This is a genomic window from Serratia sp. LSHTC3 (assembly GCF_057197125.1).
On the sequence record NZ_JBXUNP010000002.1, the window covers coordinates 1016620 to 1031342 of the forward strand.

The window sequence follows — 14723 nt, forward strand, 5'->3', positions numbered from 1 at the left end:
TATACCCTTGATCATTACGGCGCGGGTTGCCCAGGAACGGGTTCGCAGAGACTATGAGCATCAAAAAAATCACCATCACCGATGTGGCGCAGCAGGCGGGCGTGTCGGTCACCACGGTTTCCCTGGTGTTGAGCGGTAAGGGGCGGATTTCGCCGACCACCGTCGAGAAGGTCAATCAGGCGATAGAGCAGCTGGGCTACGTGCGCAATCGTCAGGCGGCGACGCTGCGCGGCGGTGAATCTGGGGTGATCGGCCTCGTTCTGCGCGACATTTGCGAACCCTTCTATGCCGAAATGACCGCCGGGCTGAGCGAAGCGCTGGAGGCGCACGACAAACTGCTGTTTTTAACCCAGAGCGGGCGCGACGGCCAGGGCTTGCAGCGGGCGTTTGACGCGCTGCTGGCGCAGGGCGTCGACGGTATCGTGCTGGCCGGCGGCATTCGCGCGGCGGCTGGGTTGAAGGAGAAGGCGGCCGAGCAGGGCGTACCGCTGGTCTGCGTGGCGCGCTCCAGCGGTCTCGATGGGGTGGACGTGGTGCGGCCGGACAACATGCAGGCCGCCAAACTGGCCACCGAATTTTTGATCAAACGCGGCCACAGCCAAATCGCCTACCTTGGCGGCCAGAGCGACTCATTGACGCGTGCCGAGCGGTTGGGCGGCTTTTGCGCCACGCTGGTGCAGTACGGCCTGCCGTTTCGCAGCGAATGGATCGTCGAGTGCGATTGCCGGCAGCGTGAGGCGGCGCAAGCGGCGGAACAGCTGCTGCGCCACTATCCGAACATTACCGCTGTCGTTTGCCACAAGGCTTCGGTGGCGCTTGGCGCCTATTTTGGCCTGACGCGCAGCGGCCGCAGCATCGGCTCGGATGGGGTTGACGCTTACTACGGGCGGCAGGTGGCGCTGATCGGCTTCGGCGACGTGCCGGAGGCCGAGCTGACCGAGCCGCCGCTGACCTTCGTCTCCAGCTCGGCGCGGGAAGTGGGGCGCAGCGCCGCCGCGCGCCTGCTGCAGCGCATCGGTGACGCCGACCTGCCGGCGCAGAACGTCATTCTGCCGCCGACGCTGATCCGGCGCGGCTCCGCCTAATCCCGCCGCAGTTCCTCTTCCGCCTCCCGGCGGATCCAGCCGATAAAGGTTTTCATCGCCGGCGTCAGGTCCCGCGACTTCAAATGGGTCAGCCAATAGGCGCCAAGCGCGGCCTCGGCGGCGAACGGCCGCTGCAGCACGCCGGCGGCCAGTTCGCGGCGGAACATGCTGACCGGCGCCAGCGCCACACCGTCGCACTGGATCGCGCCTTCCACCATCAGCCTTGACGAGTCGAACACCGGGCCGTTGATCCGCCACGGCGTCACCTGCGCAGCCGTGAACCAGCGCTCCCATTCATCCTTGCGGTAGGTGCGCATCAGCTGCTCGTGCTGCAGATCCTGCGGCGTGCGCAGGCGCGCGGCGACCGCCGGCGGGCAGAGCACCGTCAGCGGCGCGTCGAACAGCTTGATATTGCAGGTGGCGGGCCAGAGGCCTTCGCCGAAGCGGATGGCGAAATCCATGCCGTCGGCCGACAGATTGACCAGGTTGTTGTGGGTCAGCACCCGTAGATCGATAAACGGGTGCGCCGTGCGGAACGCCGCCAGCCTCGGCATCAGCCAGCCGACGGCGAAGGTGCCGACCACCGCCACCGTCAGCACCTCGTGGAAATGCCCGCCTTCGAACTGTTGCAGCACCGCCTCGATGCGGTCGAAGGCGTCGTTCAACACCGGCAGCAGCGCCTGGCCTTCTTCGGTCAGATCCAGGCCGCGCGGCAGGCGGCGGAACAGCTGAATGCCCAGCTGTTCTTCCAGCATGCGCACCTGCTGGCTGACGGCGGCCTGGGTGACGCGCAGCTCCAGGCCGGCGCGGGTGAAGTTCAGGTGGCGGGCGGAGGATTCGAACGCCCGCAGGGCATTGAGGGGAAGTCGATTGCGCATCGTCGATAGCCATAAGTTTTTCTTTATGCTGGCTGAAATTATTATCGCTTGTCAACCCGGCGGCAAAATCCGATATTTGGCGCGGCTGCTGAGAGCGTCGCGGCAGCCGTAAAGGAATGACATCATCAACCAGGGAAAGCGCCGTGCATAACGCCAATAAAAACTTTTGGCCGCGGCCGATGCCCTGCAACCTGAGAGCTTCTATCATGACGAAAATGAACCGCCTGGCGGCCGCGTTGATCGCCGCGCTGATCCTGCCGACCGCACAGGCCGCACAGCAGCAGGATATCGACGCCGTTATTCAGCCGCTGATGAAAAAATATGGCGTGCCGGGCATGGCGATCGCCGTGTCGGTTGACGGCAAACAGCAGATTTACCCGTATGGCGTGGCCTCGAAGCAGACCGGTAAACCGATCACCGAGCAGACGCTGTTCGAAGTGGGCTCGCTGAGCAAAACCTTCACCGCGACGCTGGCGGTCTATGCGCAGCAGCAGGGTAAGCTGTCGTTCAACGATCCGGCCAGCCGCTATCTGCCCGAGCTGCGCGGCAGCGCCTTCGACGGCGTCAGCCTGCTGAATCTGGCGACGCATACCTCCGGCCTGCCGCTGTTCGTGCCGGACGACGTGACCGACAACGCCCAACTGATGGCCTACTACCGGGCCTGGCAGCCGAAACACCCGGCGGGCAGCTACCGCGTCTATTCCAATCTCGGTATCGGCATGCTGGGCATGATCGCCGCCAAAAGCCTCGACCAGCCGTTTATCCAGGCGATGGAACAGGGGATGTTGCCGGCGCTGGGCATGAGCCACACCTACGTTCAGGTGCCGGCGGCGCAGATGGCCAACTATGCGCAGGGTTACAACAAGGACGATAAGCCGGTGCGGGTCAATCCCGGCCCGCTGGACGCCGAGTCTTACGGCATCAAGTCCAACGCTCGCGATCTGATTCGCTATCTGGACGCCAACCTGCAGCAGGTGAAGGTCGCACAGCCGTGGCGCGACGCGCTGGCCGGGACGCACGTCGGCTATTATAAGGCGGGCGCGTTCACGCAGGATCTGATGTGGGAGAACTACCCGTATCCGGTGAAACTGTCGCGTTTGATCGAGGGCAACAACGCCGGGATGATCATGAATGGCACGCCGGCTACCGCCATCACGCCGCCGCAGCCGGAATTGCGCGCCGGCTGGTATAACAAAACCGGCTCTACCGGCGGTTTCTCCACCTACGCGGTGTTCATCCCGGCGAAGAATATCGCCGTGGTGATGCTGGCCAACAAATGGTTCCCGAACGACGATCGGGTCGAGGCGACTTATCGCATCATCCAGGCGCTGGAGAAGCGCTGACAATCAGGGGCGCCGGCGGGGCGCCCCTACCACCGATGCTGCCGTTCACGTTGCTCGCGCATGAAATCGATAAAGGCGCGCAGTTTGAGCGGCAGATGTCTGCCGGCGGGGAAGTAGATGAAAAATCCCGATGCTTCGCTGGCGTAACCCGGCAGCACTTCCACCAGTTGCCCCTGTGCCAGCTCCTGCAACACCGTGCCCTGAAAACGCTGTGCGATACCCAGCCCCGCCAATGCCGCATCCTTGATCAGCCTGTCTTCGTTAAAAATCAAACTGCCGCTGACGTCCAGCGCGCGTTCATCGTCGCCCAGGCTGAAATACCAGGGTTCCAGTTTGCCGCTGCCGGGAAAACGGTAGCGCAGGCAATGGTGCGCGAGCAGATCGTCCGGCGTGGCCGGTGCGCCGCAGCGCGCCAGATAGTCAGGCGAAGCGACCAGCACCCGGCGCTGGCCGTTATCGATCGGCACGGCGATCATGTCCTTTTGCAGCATGGCGTGCATGCGAATGCCGGCATCGAAACTGCCCAGCACCAGATCGGAAAAGCGGTCTTCGGTAAACAGCTCCAGCTGCACCTCGGGATAGCGCCGCTGAAACGCCGCCAGATGCGGCATTACCAGCAGCGAAGCGGCCAACTGCGGCAGCGTAATGCGCAGCAGGCCTGCCGGCTGTGCGCCCAGGGCGCGCACATCGTCCGCTGCCACATCGATCTGGCCCATGGCCGGCGACACCTTCTGATAGAACAACCGGCCTTCGTCGCTGAGGCGCACCGAGCGGCTGGTGCGGTGAAATAACCGCACTCCCAGCTGATTCTCCAGCGCCTGAATGTTTTGCGACACCGCCGGCGGCGTGACGCCCAGTTGGCTGGCCGCGCGGGTAAAGTTGCCCAGGCGTGCCACGGCTTCGAAATAGGGCAGCAGTTGCAGGAGTGAACTCATCTATCAATAACCTCTGCTTAATGATTCATTAAATTATGCCTTATTTTAATTTATGAAGAACATTTTAGACTGGTTTTACTTTCCCTCAGAGAGATTAAAATCATGTCGGCAATACAACAGGCGTTAACAGAACGGATCGCGGCGATCGATCAACAGGCGATGGCCGAAGGGCGCATCGTCGGCAGCGTGGTGCTGGTGGCGCGGCGGGGCGAAATTTGCTACGCCGGGGCGGCCGGCTATGCCGATCGCGAAGCGCGGCAACCGATGCGGCGGGAAACGCAGTTTCGGCTGTCGTCGGTTTCCAAACCCTATACCACGCTGGCGGCGTTGCGTTTGATTGAGCAAGGCAAGCTGAGCTTGGACGATGCGGTCAGCGACTGGCTGCCGTGGTTTACCCCGGCGCTGGCGGACGGCCGGCGCCCGACGATCAAGATCCGTCATTTGCTGAGCCATACCGCCGGGCTGGACTATCGGCTGAACCAACCGCCGGCGGGCGTTTACCATCAGTTGGGGATCCAGGACGGCGTGGAGCTGTCGACGCTGACGCTGGAGCAAAACCTGCGGCTGTTGGCGCAGGCGCCGTTGCTGTCGGCGCCGGGGGAGCGCTTCAATTATTCGCTGGCGATCGATGTGCTTGGCGCGGTGCTGGAGCGGGTGACGGGCATGTCGCTGCCGCAACTGTTTGTCGAATGGGTGGCGCAGCCGCTGGGGCTTGGCAACACCGCATTCCATGCGACGGACGCCGCGAACCTGGCGACGCCGTATTACAACACCCCGCAAGGGCCACTGCGCATGTATGAAGGCCTGCGGGTGGCGCTGCCGGAGGAGATGGCGGGGGGCGAGGTGCTGTTTTCACCCGCGCGCGCGCTTAACGCGGAGGCTTATCCCTCCGGCGGCGCGGGCATGGTCGGTGATGCCGACGACGTGCTGCGGCTGGTGGAGGCGCTGCGCAGCGGCGGGCAGGGCATTTTGCAGCCGGATACGGTGGCGTTGCTGCGCAGTCCGCACGTCGGCGCCGAGGCGCAAACGCAAGGGCCGGGCTGGGGCTTCGGCTTTGGCGGCGCGCTGCTGGTGGATCCAGACGCCGCGCAGACGCCGCAGCATGCCGGCACGCTGACCTGGGGCGGCGTTTACGGCCACAGCTGGTTCTTTGATCCACAGGCGCAGCTGAGCGTGGTTGTCTTGACCAATACCGCATTTGAGGGCATGTGCGGCCGCTACCCGCAGCAGATCCGCGATGCGGTTTATGCGGCGTAAATAAAAAGGGCCCGCAGGGGGCCCTTGTTAGGTTTTCAGGCTATTACTGCGCCGGTGCCGGAGCGGGTTCCGCTTCCTGAGCCGGTTCAGCGTCTTCCGCCGGGGCGCCCAGCATGGCGAACTGGCCGATGAACTCTTGCAGCGACATCTTGTTGCCGTTCAGGTCAACCTGATTGTCAGCGTAGTGGAACTTGCTCGCGATCACGCCGTCTTTCTGGGTGGTCAGCTTGAACATCTGACCCATGGCCGCCAGGCCCTGCACTTGCTGCTGCGCCAGTTTCTGCGCGTCTTCCGCATTATAGCCCTGCAACAAGGCGGTCTTCGCGGTCACTTCGGTAGCCATCGCTTCCGGAATGGTCAGGCTGAGATCCAGCTTTTTAACCGCCTGCGCGATCAACTGATCCGGCGATTGTGCCGGGGAGGCGGCCTTGCTCGGATCGGTCATCGCCAGATCCAGCGTGAAGACGCTCTCACCCTTGCTGTTTTTCCAGCTCAGCGGGGCGATGCTGAGGCTCGGGTTGCCTTTCAGCAGCAGCGGCAGGTTCTTTTGCAGCATCTCGGAGGTCTGCTGTTCGTAGACGTCCGGATCCAGGTTCTCGCCCTGCTGCAGCAGCGCCATGGTTTGGCGGTTGTAGCTGTCGGAGAAGTCTTTCAGCGCCTTGCCGTCGACGTTGTCGATTTTCAGCGTCAGTTTACCGGCACCGAAGTCGTTGCCCTGCACCTTGAGCGCGTCCATGGTGTAGTCGATCTGGCCACCGATATTGCTGCTGCCTTGCTCGCCAAACTTGCTCACCAGATTGAAACCGTCCAACGCCACGGTATCTTTACCGTCGATCGTCAGTTTGAACTGCTTCAGCGTCATCGTCTGATCGCCGAGCTTCACGCCGAACTTGCTTTCGTTGCTGTTGCCTTTCAGGTTGAAGCCCTGGAAGGTGATCTGCTCATTTTGGCCGAATTCGTTCGGGCTGGCGAACACGATAGTGTCGCTATTGGCGTCCAGCGCGAATTTTTTCAGATCGCGGGACACATCGGCGTCAATGGTGGCGCCGCTGAATTTCAGCGAAGATTTATCCTTCTGGTAGTCCAGGGGGATAAAGTCGATGGTGGACGCGGTATCGCCGCTGTACGAGATGCGCGAATCGGCGGTAAACAGCGATTTGCCTTTGGTGGTTTCAAACAGGCCTTTCACCGCCGGGGTGTTTTCCAGCTCGGTATGCACCGACGCCATGCTCGGCAGCAGGTTGAATTTTTTCAGCTGCGCGAACGGGAACGGACCGTGATCGATGGTTTCCAGGAACGCCACTTCTTCACCGGCTTTCAGCGCCGCATTTTCACTGGTATCCGTGCCGTCGGAACGCAGCACATAACGCACTTTACTGCTGAACAGGCCGCGCTGGTAATTTTCATAGCTCAGCTTGACGCCGGCTTTCGGCAGGTAGGCTTTCAGTTGGCCGTTGGCGTTGTCGACGACTTCGCCCATGTGCTGCTCGATCTGTTTCCCGGTGTACCAGGATGCCCCGGTCCATGCTGCGCCAAGAACGACAATGACGCTGACAGCGACTAACGATTTTTTCATAGCTCTGTTTCATCCTTTTTTTCTTATCACCCTCCGTTGCATGGGAGGGGCAAATAGGGGCCGACAAAAAACGCCCGCAGGCGTTTAATTGTGGGGGTAGCTCTCGCTTTCAGCAAGCAATTTGCTGAAATTTATCAACGGTTAGGCCAGCTGGTTATAAACCCGGGCGATGCGGCCGCTGCCGCTGACGTTGACCGGGGATTCGAACGCCCCGATAAAGCAGGATTCGCCCGGTTTGAGCGTCAGGCGTTGCCCGGATTTCTCCAGCGTCGCTTCGCCGGCGACGCAGAACACGATGGCTGCGCTTCGCTGTGCCAGCGCCTGTGGTGCGGCGGTCAAATCGTGCAGTGAGAAGGCGAAATCCTCCACCGGGATCGGGAAGAACAGCTCGTTGCCGCGTTGCTCCGGTTGGGTCAGCAGGCCGGAAGCCGGTTGCGGGCGGAACTGCAGGTTGGCCAGCAGCTCGGGCACGTCGATGAATTTCGGCGTCAGGCCCGCGCGCAGCACGTTATCCGAGTTGGCCATCACCTCCAGCGCCACGCCTTTCAGGTAGGCGTGCGGCGTTTCGGCATACAGGAACATCGCCTCGCCCGGCGCGAGCTGCACCACGTTCAGCAGCAGCGGTGAGAACAGACCGCTGTCGTCCGGATAGAAGCTGGCGATAAAGCGCACGGTATCCCAGGGTTCCCCCTGCTGGTTGTTGAGCGCGGCTTTCAGCACGCCGAGCGCCAGCGATTTTTGTTCGCCACTCATCGTCAACAGGCTGGCGAACAGGGTCGCGAGGTGCGCGGTGTCCGGCTGTTGCAGGAAGGCGGCGATGTCGTGGTGCGCGCCCGCGATCGGTTGCAGCAGGGAAACGATATCGGCCAGTTCGCGAAAGCCGTTCATCGCCAGGAACGGCGTCAGGGCGAACACCAGCTCGGGCTTGTGGTTGGGATCTTTATAGTTGCGTTCGGCGGCGCTCAGCGGGATGCCGGCGGCATTCTCTTTCGCGAAGCCGATCTCGGCCGCCGCTTTACTCGGGTGAACCTGGATCGACAGCGGCTGATCGGCGCACAGCACTTTAAACAGGAACGGCAACTCGCCAAAACGGCTGGCGACGCCGGCGCCCAGCTGTTTTGGCTGGTCTTCATCGATAAGAAAGCGCAGCGAACGCAGTTCGCCGTCGGCGCCCGGCACGCGGGAAGGGCTCTTGGGATGGGCGCCCATCCACAGTTCGGCCATCGGCTGATTATCCGGGTTGGCGATGCCGTAAAGACGGGTCAGCGCATCGTGGCTGCCCCAGGCGTAATTCTGTACCGCGTTGGTCATTTTTTGCATGTCGATAAACGTCCTTAACGTCATTGTCGCACTGGATGACAATAACCTACTGATTTTATACGGTTAACTAAATCTGTGCCGACGACTATCCTACGCCCGCGTCGGCAGGAAAAATCATGGGCGCGATCAAAAAAACGCCGGATAACGTCGCGCCCGGCAATGGGGCCATAGTATAACGTGATAACGATCGGCGTCTCAATTGGCGCGCAGGTCCCAAGGCGACCCGGAAAACCCGCCGATCGATTATTATTTGGCCCAACGGGGATTATTGCCTTTAGCCTGGTCATTCAACGTCATTATTTATTTTTTCAGCATGTCAAACTATGTCGGCTGAATTTATTTTTTACCGTCTGAGCCATTCCCTTATTATTATTCTCGCGCTGCACCGGGCTATCACACGCTGAGCTTAAACCTGGGCGTCAGACCCCTTTACCGTAACGGCTAACACGTCGATTTAACGAAACAAGAGGTCTGTTGCATGAAAACACTGTTGTTGCTGTTGGGGTTTTGCACCGGCGCAGCCCAGGCGGCGGTGATTGTCGCCTATCCCTACGCGGCGCCGCGCGCCGTGGTGATCGCGCCGGCGCCGATCGTCGTCACACCCGCCCCGGTCGCGGTTCCCGCCGCGATAGCGCCTGTGGCGCATCCGCTGGCACTCACCGCCGGTGCGGCGGTGACCGGGGCGTATCGGCATCATGAACGGCAGGACGCCTACGACGAGATCAATCATCTGCAGCAGCAACGGATCGATGAACTCAATCATTTACAGGCGCAGCGCATCAATAATTTTAATGCGCGTCATCCGCGTTAATGGTTATCCAGATTTTTATTCTCCAGGCTCATTCCCGGCCGTTTATTTCACCGCGGGTTAACCGGCGGAAAATAACCGCGTCGTTAATGGGTAAAAGAGATGAAACGTGCTGTGAGATAACTCTCTTAATGCGAATAGTTATTATGTCACTATACTGGGAGTGCATGCCGACGTGGGGGGGAGCGCGTCGGCCTAACCCTACAATTTTAGGAATTATGCTAAGGAGATCGTGATGGCAGGCGTTCGTATCGAAAAAGACTCTATGGGCCCCATCGAAGTACCGGCCGACAAGCTGTGGGGCGCGCAAACCCAGCGTTCGTTGGCGCATTTCCGTATTTCCTCCGAAAAGATGCCGACCGCGCTGATCCACGCGCTGGCGTTGACCAAGCGCGCCGCCGCGCAGGTGAACGTGGATCTGGGGCTGCTGCCGGCCGAGCGGGGCGCCGCCATTATCAACGCCGCCGACGAAGTGCTGGCGGACAGCCATGCCGACCAGTTCCCGTTATCAATCTGGCAAACCGGCTCCGGCACCCAGACCAACATGAACATGAACGAAGTGTTGGCCAACCGCGCCAGCGAGCTGCTGGGCGGCGTGCGCGGTGAAGAGCGCAAGGTGCACCCGAACGACGACGTCAATAAAAGCCAGAGCTCCAACGATGTGTTTCCCACCGCGATGCACGTGGCGGCGGTGATTGCGCTGCGCGAACACCTGATCCCTGAGCTGAAAGTGCTGCACAAGACGCTGAGCGACAAGGCCGAAGCCTACCGCGATATCGTCAAAATCGGCCGCACCCATCTGCAGGACGCCACGCCGCTGACCCTGGGGCAAGAGATATCCGGTTGGGCGGCGATGCTGGCGCACAATCTGAAACACATCGAGGACAGTATCCCGCACATTGCCGAGCTGGCGCTGGGCGGCACGGCGGTCGGCACCGGCCTGAACACCCATCCGGAGTACGCGGTGCGCGTCGCTAAAGCGCTGGCGGAATTGACCCATCAGCCGTTCGTCACGGCGCCGAACAAGTTCGAAGCGCTGGCGACTTGCGATGCGCTGGTGCAAGGGCATGGCGCGCTGAAAGGGCTGGCGGCTTCGCTGATGAAGATCGCCAACGACGTGCGTTGGCTGGCGTCCGGCCCGCGCTGCGGCATTGGCGAGATTTCGATCCCGGAGAACGAGCCGGGCAGCTCCATCATGCCGGGCAAGGTCAACCCGACCCAGTGCGAAGCGATGACCATGCTGTGCGCTCAGGTGCTGGGTAACGACGTGGCGGTGAACATTGGCGGCGCTTCCGGCAACTTCGAGTTGAACGTGTTCCGCCCGATGGTGATCCACAACTACCTGCAGTCGATTCGCCTGCTGGCCGACGGCATGCAGGGCTTTAACGAGCACTGCGCGGTGGGCATCGAACCGAACCGCGATCGCATCTCCCAATTGCTGAACGAATCGCTGATGCTGGTGACGGCGCTCAATACCCATATCGGTTATGACAAGGCGGCGGAAATCGCCAAGAAAGCGCACAAGGAAGGGCTGACGCTGAAAGCCGCGGCGCTGAAGCTCGGCTACCTGACCGAAGCGCAGTTCGACGAGTGGGTGCGGCCGGAAGCGATGGTCGGCAGCATGCAGAAATAATGACGTCATGCCTAAATGGGGCGCGGTTGCGCCCCGTCTTTTCAAGCCAACATCTCTAGCACCGATAACAGCGCCTGCGGCTCCGGCCGCTGGGTGTAATCGGCGTGCGCTTCTGCGTAGACAATACGGCCATCGCGGGCGATGACGAATCGCGCCGGCAGCGGCAGCGTCCAGCTGTCATCCTGGTTGAACTGCGCCAGATCGAGGCCGAGCCGCTGTTGATACAGGGCGATCAGCGCGTCCGGCAGGCGGTAACGCAGGCCGAACTGGGCCGCCAGACGGTTGCCTGTATCGCTGAGCAACGGAAAAGTGAGATCGTGATCGCGCGCGGCCTGGCGGTTATGCACCGCGCTCTGCGGCGAAACGGCCAACAACTGCGCGCCGTACTGCGTGATGGCGGGCAATGCGGCCTGCAGCGCCTGCAGATCGAGCGTACAGTAAGGGCACCAGATCCCGCGATAGAAACTGACGACCAGCGGCCCTTTTGCCAACAGCGCCGTGGAAGAGCATGGTCGGTTTTCGCTGTCCGACAGTGTAAAGCCGGGCGCGGCGTCGCCGACCTTCAGGGCGCGTTCGGCCACGCCCGACGCGATCTGCGCCTGGATCGCCTCACGCATCAGCGCGTGATCTTGCACCGCGAGTTTGAACGGCAGTTGGTCGGCCTCGAATGCCGCTTTGAAGGCATCGAGTTTGTCTTGCAGTGTCATGCGTTCTCCTGACGGGAATGAGGGGGAGCGCTTATCTTGCCCATTCCAAAATGGCGCGTGTAGACTGCAATAAATGCTAACAGTTATTCCAACAAGGAATGCCATGGGTAAATTTGCCGATTACGAAACCTATGCCTGCGTTTACGAGAGCGGCTCCTTTACCGCGGCGGCGCGGCGGCTGCACGTGGGGCAGCCGGCGGTCTCAAAAGCGGTGGCGCGGCTGGAACAGCAGCTCGGCACGCGCCTGATGCTGCGCTCGACCCACGGCCTGCAGCCGACGGATGCGGGACAGCAGCTGTATCAACGCACCCGGCGTATCCTGAACGAGCTGGCGGAGACGGAAGCGCTGGTGCAGAGCGCCGGCGAGACCCTGAGCGGCCGGTTGCGGGTCGCTTCGGCGGCGGTGTTCGCCCGCATCGTTCCCTTGCCTGATTTGACGGCGTTTATGCGCGCCAATCCACGGTTGCACGTTGATCTGCTGCTGGATGACGGCAATCTGTCGCTGATTGAAGAAGGCATCGATATTGCCCTGTGTGTTGGCGAGTTGGAGGATTCCGGTTTTACCGCCCGCAAGCTGGGTGAGGTAAAGCAATGCGTGATCGGCACGCCCGGCTATTTTGCCGCTGCCGGTATGCCGCAGCGGCCGGAAGATCTGTTGCAGCACGAGATGGTGATTTACCATCGCCGTGGCGGCGGCGAGCAGTGGCGCTTCAGCCGCGGAGAAGAGCAGCGCGCGCTGCGGCTGCCGGGGCGCATGCGGGTCAACGCGGCGGAGTGCGTACGCGAGCTGGTGCTGGCGGGCTTTGGCGCCACCGTCGCCAGCGAAGGCCTGTTTCGCAGCGAGCTGCAAAGCGGGGCGGCGATAGCGGTATTAGCGGACTGGCAACTGCCGCCGCTGGCGCTGTGGGCGGTGTTCCCCGGCGGCCATTTCGTTTCGGCCAAGGCGCGGGCCTTTGCCGATTTTGTCCAAACCGCGCTATGCAGGGAGCCGTGATATGTCGCGCGCACAACGTTTACTCGATCTGATGCAGCTGCTGCGCAACCACCGTTATCCGGTGGCGGGCCATGCGCTGGCGCAGACGCTGGGCATCAGCATGCGCACCCTGTACCGCGATATCGCCACGCTGCAGCAGCAGGGGGCGGAAATCGCCGGTGAGGCGGGCGTCGGCTATGTGCTGCGCCCCGGCTTTATGCTGCCGCCGCTGATGTTCTCGCCGGCGGAGACAGAAGCGCTGGTGCTGGGGATGCGCTGGGTCAGCCGCCGCGGTGACAGCCAACTGGCGAGCGCGGCGGGTCAGGCGCTGGCCAAGATCGCCGCGGTGCTGCCGCCGGCGCTGCGGGAGGAGCTGGAGGCCAATACGCTGCTTATCGCGCCGGTTCAGGCGCCGCCGGTGGCGGATGAGATGCGGGTGCTGATCCGAGACACCATCCGCTGCGAGCGCAAACTGCATATCGACTACCTCGATCTGGCGGGGCAGCGCAGCGAACGCCTGCTGTGGCCCTTTGCGCTGGGTTTTTTCGATCAGTTTCAGATGTTGGTCGCCTGGTGCGAGCTGCGTCAGGCCTTTCGCCATTTTCGTCTCGATCGCATTCAGGCCGCCACGCCGCTTGCACAGCGCTATCCGCGTGGCCGGCGGCGGCTGCTGAAAGAGTGGCGCCTCAGCGAGGGCATTGCGGAGCAATAGCGGCACGCTGCTGCCATAAACTGTCAGTCGCGCGCCTTAGTCTGTGCCTATCGGGAACCGGCCGGTTCCCATCACCCAAAGGACAGACCGATGACCCTTCCCAGCATGACCCTGCTTTACGTCGACAACCCGCTCAACAGCGCCGCCTTTTATCAACGCCTGCTGGGGCAGGCGCCGGTGGAGCTTTCGCCCGGCTTTGCCCTGTTCGTGCTCAACAACGGCTTCAAGCTGGGGATGTGGGCCAAACAGGGGGTAAAACCCGCCGCCACGCTGACCGGGGGCGGCGGTGAACTGGGCTTTTTATGCCAGGATCCGCAAGAAGTGGAGGCGCGCTATAACCAGTGGCGCGAACTTGGGCTGACTATCGAGCAAACGCCGACCGAGATGGAGTTCGGTTACACCTTCGTGGCGCGAGATCCGGACGGCCATCGCCTGCGGGTGTATGCCCTCAGCGAGTAGCGTCGTCGGTATACAGGTGCAGACGCGGCACCAGCAGCCGCAGCGGCCTGGCGTCGGGTTTGTAACGGTGTTTCACCGCCTCGGCGTCGTAGTTGAGCAGTTCGCCGATCTTCGGCACCGCGGCGCCGCTTTCAACCTGACACAGGGCGATCAGCGGTAGCGGGCAGGGGTGCTGCACCTGTTTTTGCTGCTGCTGATACCACACCCGGGCGATCGGCTGCACTTTTACCGGCCGTTTGATCTTCAGCGTCGCCTGCTGCGGCAGCCGGCTGACGTCGTCGATCTCACGGCTGACCAGGGCGGCCCACTGTTCACGGCTGTGCGGCGGCACCGCGCGGCCGGCTTTCAGGCTTTTCTCCAGCTGCGCCAGAATGTCGTCCCGCTTGACGTTTTTGATGATGTGCTTGTTGGCCCAGCCGAAGCGCACGGAGTCGGGATTGGTCAGGGCAGTGAGGGTGCGATAGGCGCTGAGGGTAATCAGCCCGTGCAGATGGGTGTGCACGAACTCGAAACGCTGCTCCGGCGCCAGGCCGGAATCGACGGTGATAATCTGCTCCAGTTCGCCCTTCAGGCGGTTGATCAGCGCCAGCTGCGTTTGCAGCGCCTGATACTCCGGTTGCTCCACCGCCAGACAGATGACGCCGGGCAGGCGCACGGCGGCCTTGCTGCTGACATTCTCCCGGTTGTGGTGAATGAACAGCCGCTGATAATGCTCCAGCGCCAGATCGCGCGCCGCTTGCCCCACATGCTGCTCGACCGCGATATGCGAAATGGCCTGATGTTCCTGGCCTTTTTCAACCTCCGGCAGGCTGAACACCCGCGCCGCCAGCAACCGCAGCGGGGCGATCTGCTGCTGCAACGCGCCGAGCGCCTGCTCCAGCTCGTTAAAGCAGGCGTTCATTCGGCCAATCACATCGTATCTGCTCATCGCACACCCCCATATTAGTTACAACATACTATAGAAGAGTGGCCGACTGGGGGCAACATAGGCAAACGAAGAGAGAGCGGCTTCACTGGCCACCCGGCTTGTCAGCGAA

Annotated in this window: 14 protein-coding genes; 8 read left to right on the top strand and 6 right to left on the bottom strand. The window is 62.0% G+C overall.

Going from position 1 to position 14723, the window contains the following annotated elements:
* The first annotated feature begins 53 nt into the window (after positions 1-53).
* Positions 54-1085 carry a Mal regulon transcriptional regulator MalI gene (locus AC2CGI_RS12195; RefSeq protein WP_015377763.1) on the top strand — a complete coding sequence of 344 codons (1032 nt, stop codon included), beginning with the start codon at positions 54-56 and terminating at the stop codon, positions 1083-1085.
* Here AC2CGI_RS12195 and AC2CGI_RS12200 read toward each other — a convergent pair.
* Positions 1082-1963, bottom strand: coding sequence for a LysR family transcriptional regulator (locus AC2CGI_RS12200; protein ID WP_021505437.1), 882 nt, complete (start codon positions 1961-1963; stop codon positions 1082-1084). The two genes, AC2CGI_RS12195 and AC2CGI_RS12200, sit on opposite strands and share 4 nt — an antisense overlap.
* 206 nt (positions 1964-2169) lie before the next feature.
* Here AC2CGI_RS12200 and blaSRT point away from each other — a divergent pair, with 206 nt between their 5' ends.
* Positions 2170-3306, top strand: coding sequence for an SRT/SST family class C beta-lactamase (gene blaSRT, locus AC2CGI_RS12205; protein WP_031300463.1), 1137 nt, complete (start codon positions 2170-2172; stop codon positions 3304-3306).
* 26 nt (positions 3307-3332) lie between these two features.
* On the opposite strand, the gene AC2CGI_RS12210 is transcribed toward blaSRT, so the two are convergent.
* The gene (locus AC2CGI_RS12210) at positions 3333-4241 is read right to left on the bottom strand and encodes a LysR family transcriptional regulator (protein WP_021505436.1); all 909 of its coding nucleotides are present in this window, start codon (positions 4239-4241) and stop codon (positions 3333-3335) included.
* A gap of 102 nt (positions 4242-4343) precedes the next feature.
* Between AC2CGI_RS12210 and AC2CGI_RS12215 the strand changes: the two genes are divergently transcribed.
* A complete protein-coding gene (locus tag AC2CGI_RS12215) occupies positions 4344-5498 on the top strand; it encodes a serine hydrolase domain-containing protein (protein WP_076740261.1) in 1155 nt (384 codons plus the stop codon).
* Positions 5499-5541: 43 nt separating this feature from the next.
* Here AC2CGI_RS12215 and AC2CGI_RS12220 read toward each other — a convergent pair whose 3' ends face one another.
* Entirely contained in the window at positions 5542-7074 is a 1533-nt protein-coding gene (locus AC2CGI_RS12220; protein ID WP_015377768.1) for a YdgA family protein, read from the bottom strand.
* A gap of 141 nt (positions 7075-7215) precedes the next feature.
* A complete protein-coding gene (gene manA / locus AC2CGI_RS12225) occupies positions 7216-8394 on the bottom strand; it encodes a mannose-6-phosphate isomerase (protein WP_076740260.1) in 1179 nt (392 codons plus the stop codon).
* A gap of 478 nt (positions 8395-8872) precedes the next feature.
* Here manA and AC2CGI_RS12230 point away from each other — a divergent pair, with 478 nt between their 5' ends.
* Together AC2CGI_RS12230 and fumC are read left to right on the top strand one after the other, a co-directional pair.
* Complete coding sequence (locus tag AC2CGI_RS12230; protein WP_015377770.1) at positions 8873-9205, top strand: hypothetical protein; 333 nt, start codon at positions 8873-8875, stop codon at positions 9203-9205.
* 232 nt (positions 9206-9437) lie between these two features.
* Positions 9438-10835: a class II fumarate hydratase gene (gene fumC, locus AC2CGI_RS12235; RefSeq protein ID WP_004938497.1), complete on the top strand. Its 1398-nt coding sequence runs from the start codon at positions 9438-9440 to the stop codon at positions 10833-10835.
* Between the two features lie 41 nt (positions 10836-10876).
* On the opposite strand, the gene AC2CGI_RS12240 is transcribed toward fumC, so the two are convergent.
* The gene (locus AC2CGI_RS12240; RefSeq protein WP_076740259.1) at positions 10877-11542 is read right to left on the bottom strand and encodes a peroxiredoxin-like family protein; all 666 of its coding nucleotides are present in this window, start codon (positions 11540-11542) and stop codon (positions 10877-10879) included.
* 103 nt (positions 11543-11645) lie between these two features.
* On the opposite strand from AC2CGI_RS12240, the gene AC2CGI_RS12245 reads away from it, so the two are divergent.
* The 3 genes from AC2CGI_RS12245 (at position 11646) to AC2CGI_RS12255 (ending at position 13686) form a co-directional block, all read left to right on the top strand.
* Complete coding sequence (locus tag AC2CGI_RS12245; protein WP_021505430.1) at positions 11646-12536, top strand: LysR family transcriptional regulator; 891 nt, start codon at positions 11646-11648, stop codon at positions 12534-12536.
* A gap of 1 nt (position 12537) precedes the next feature.
* The gene (locus AC2CGI_RS12250) at positions 12538-13227 is read left to right on the top strand and encodes a helix-turn-helix transcriptional regulator (RefSeq protein ID WP_015377773.1); all 690 of its coding nucleotides are present in this window, start codon (positions 12538-12540) and stop codon (positions 13225-13227) included.
* A gap of 90 nt (positions 13228-13317) precedes the next feature.
* Positions 13318-13686, top strand: a complete 369-nt coding sequence (locus tag AC2CGI_RS12255; protein ID WP_004938508.1) for a VOC family protein — start codon at positions 13318-13320, stop codon at positions 13684-13686.
* On the opposite strand, the gene tus is transcribed toward AC2CGI_RS12255, so the two are convergent.
* Positions 13676-14614, bottom strand: a complete 939-nt coding sequence (tus, locus tag AC2CGI_RS12260; RefSeq protein WP_015377774.1) for a DNA replication terminus site-binding protein — start codon at positions 14612-14614, stop codon at positions 13676-13678. The two genes, AC2CGI_RS12255 and tus, sit on opposite strands and share 11 nt — an antisense overlap.
* Between the last annotated feature and the right edge of the window lie 109 nt (positions 14615-14723).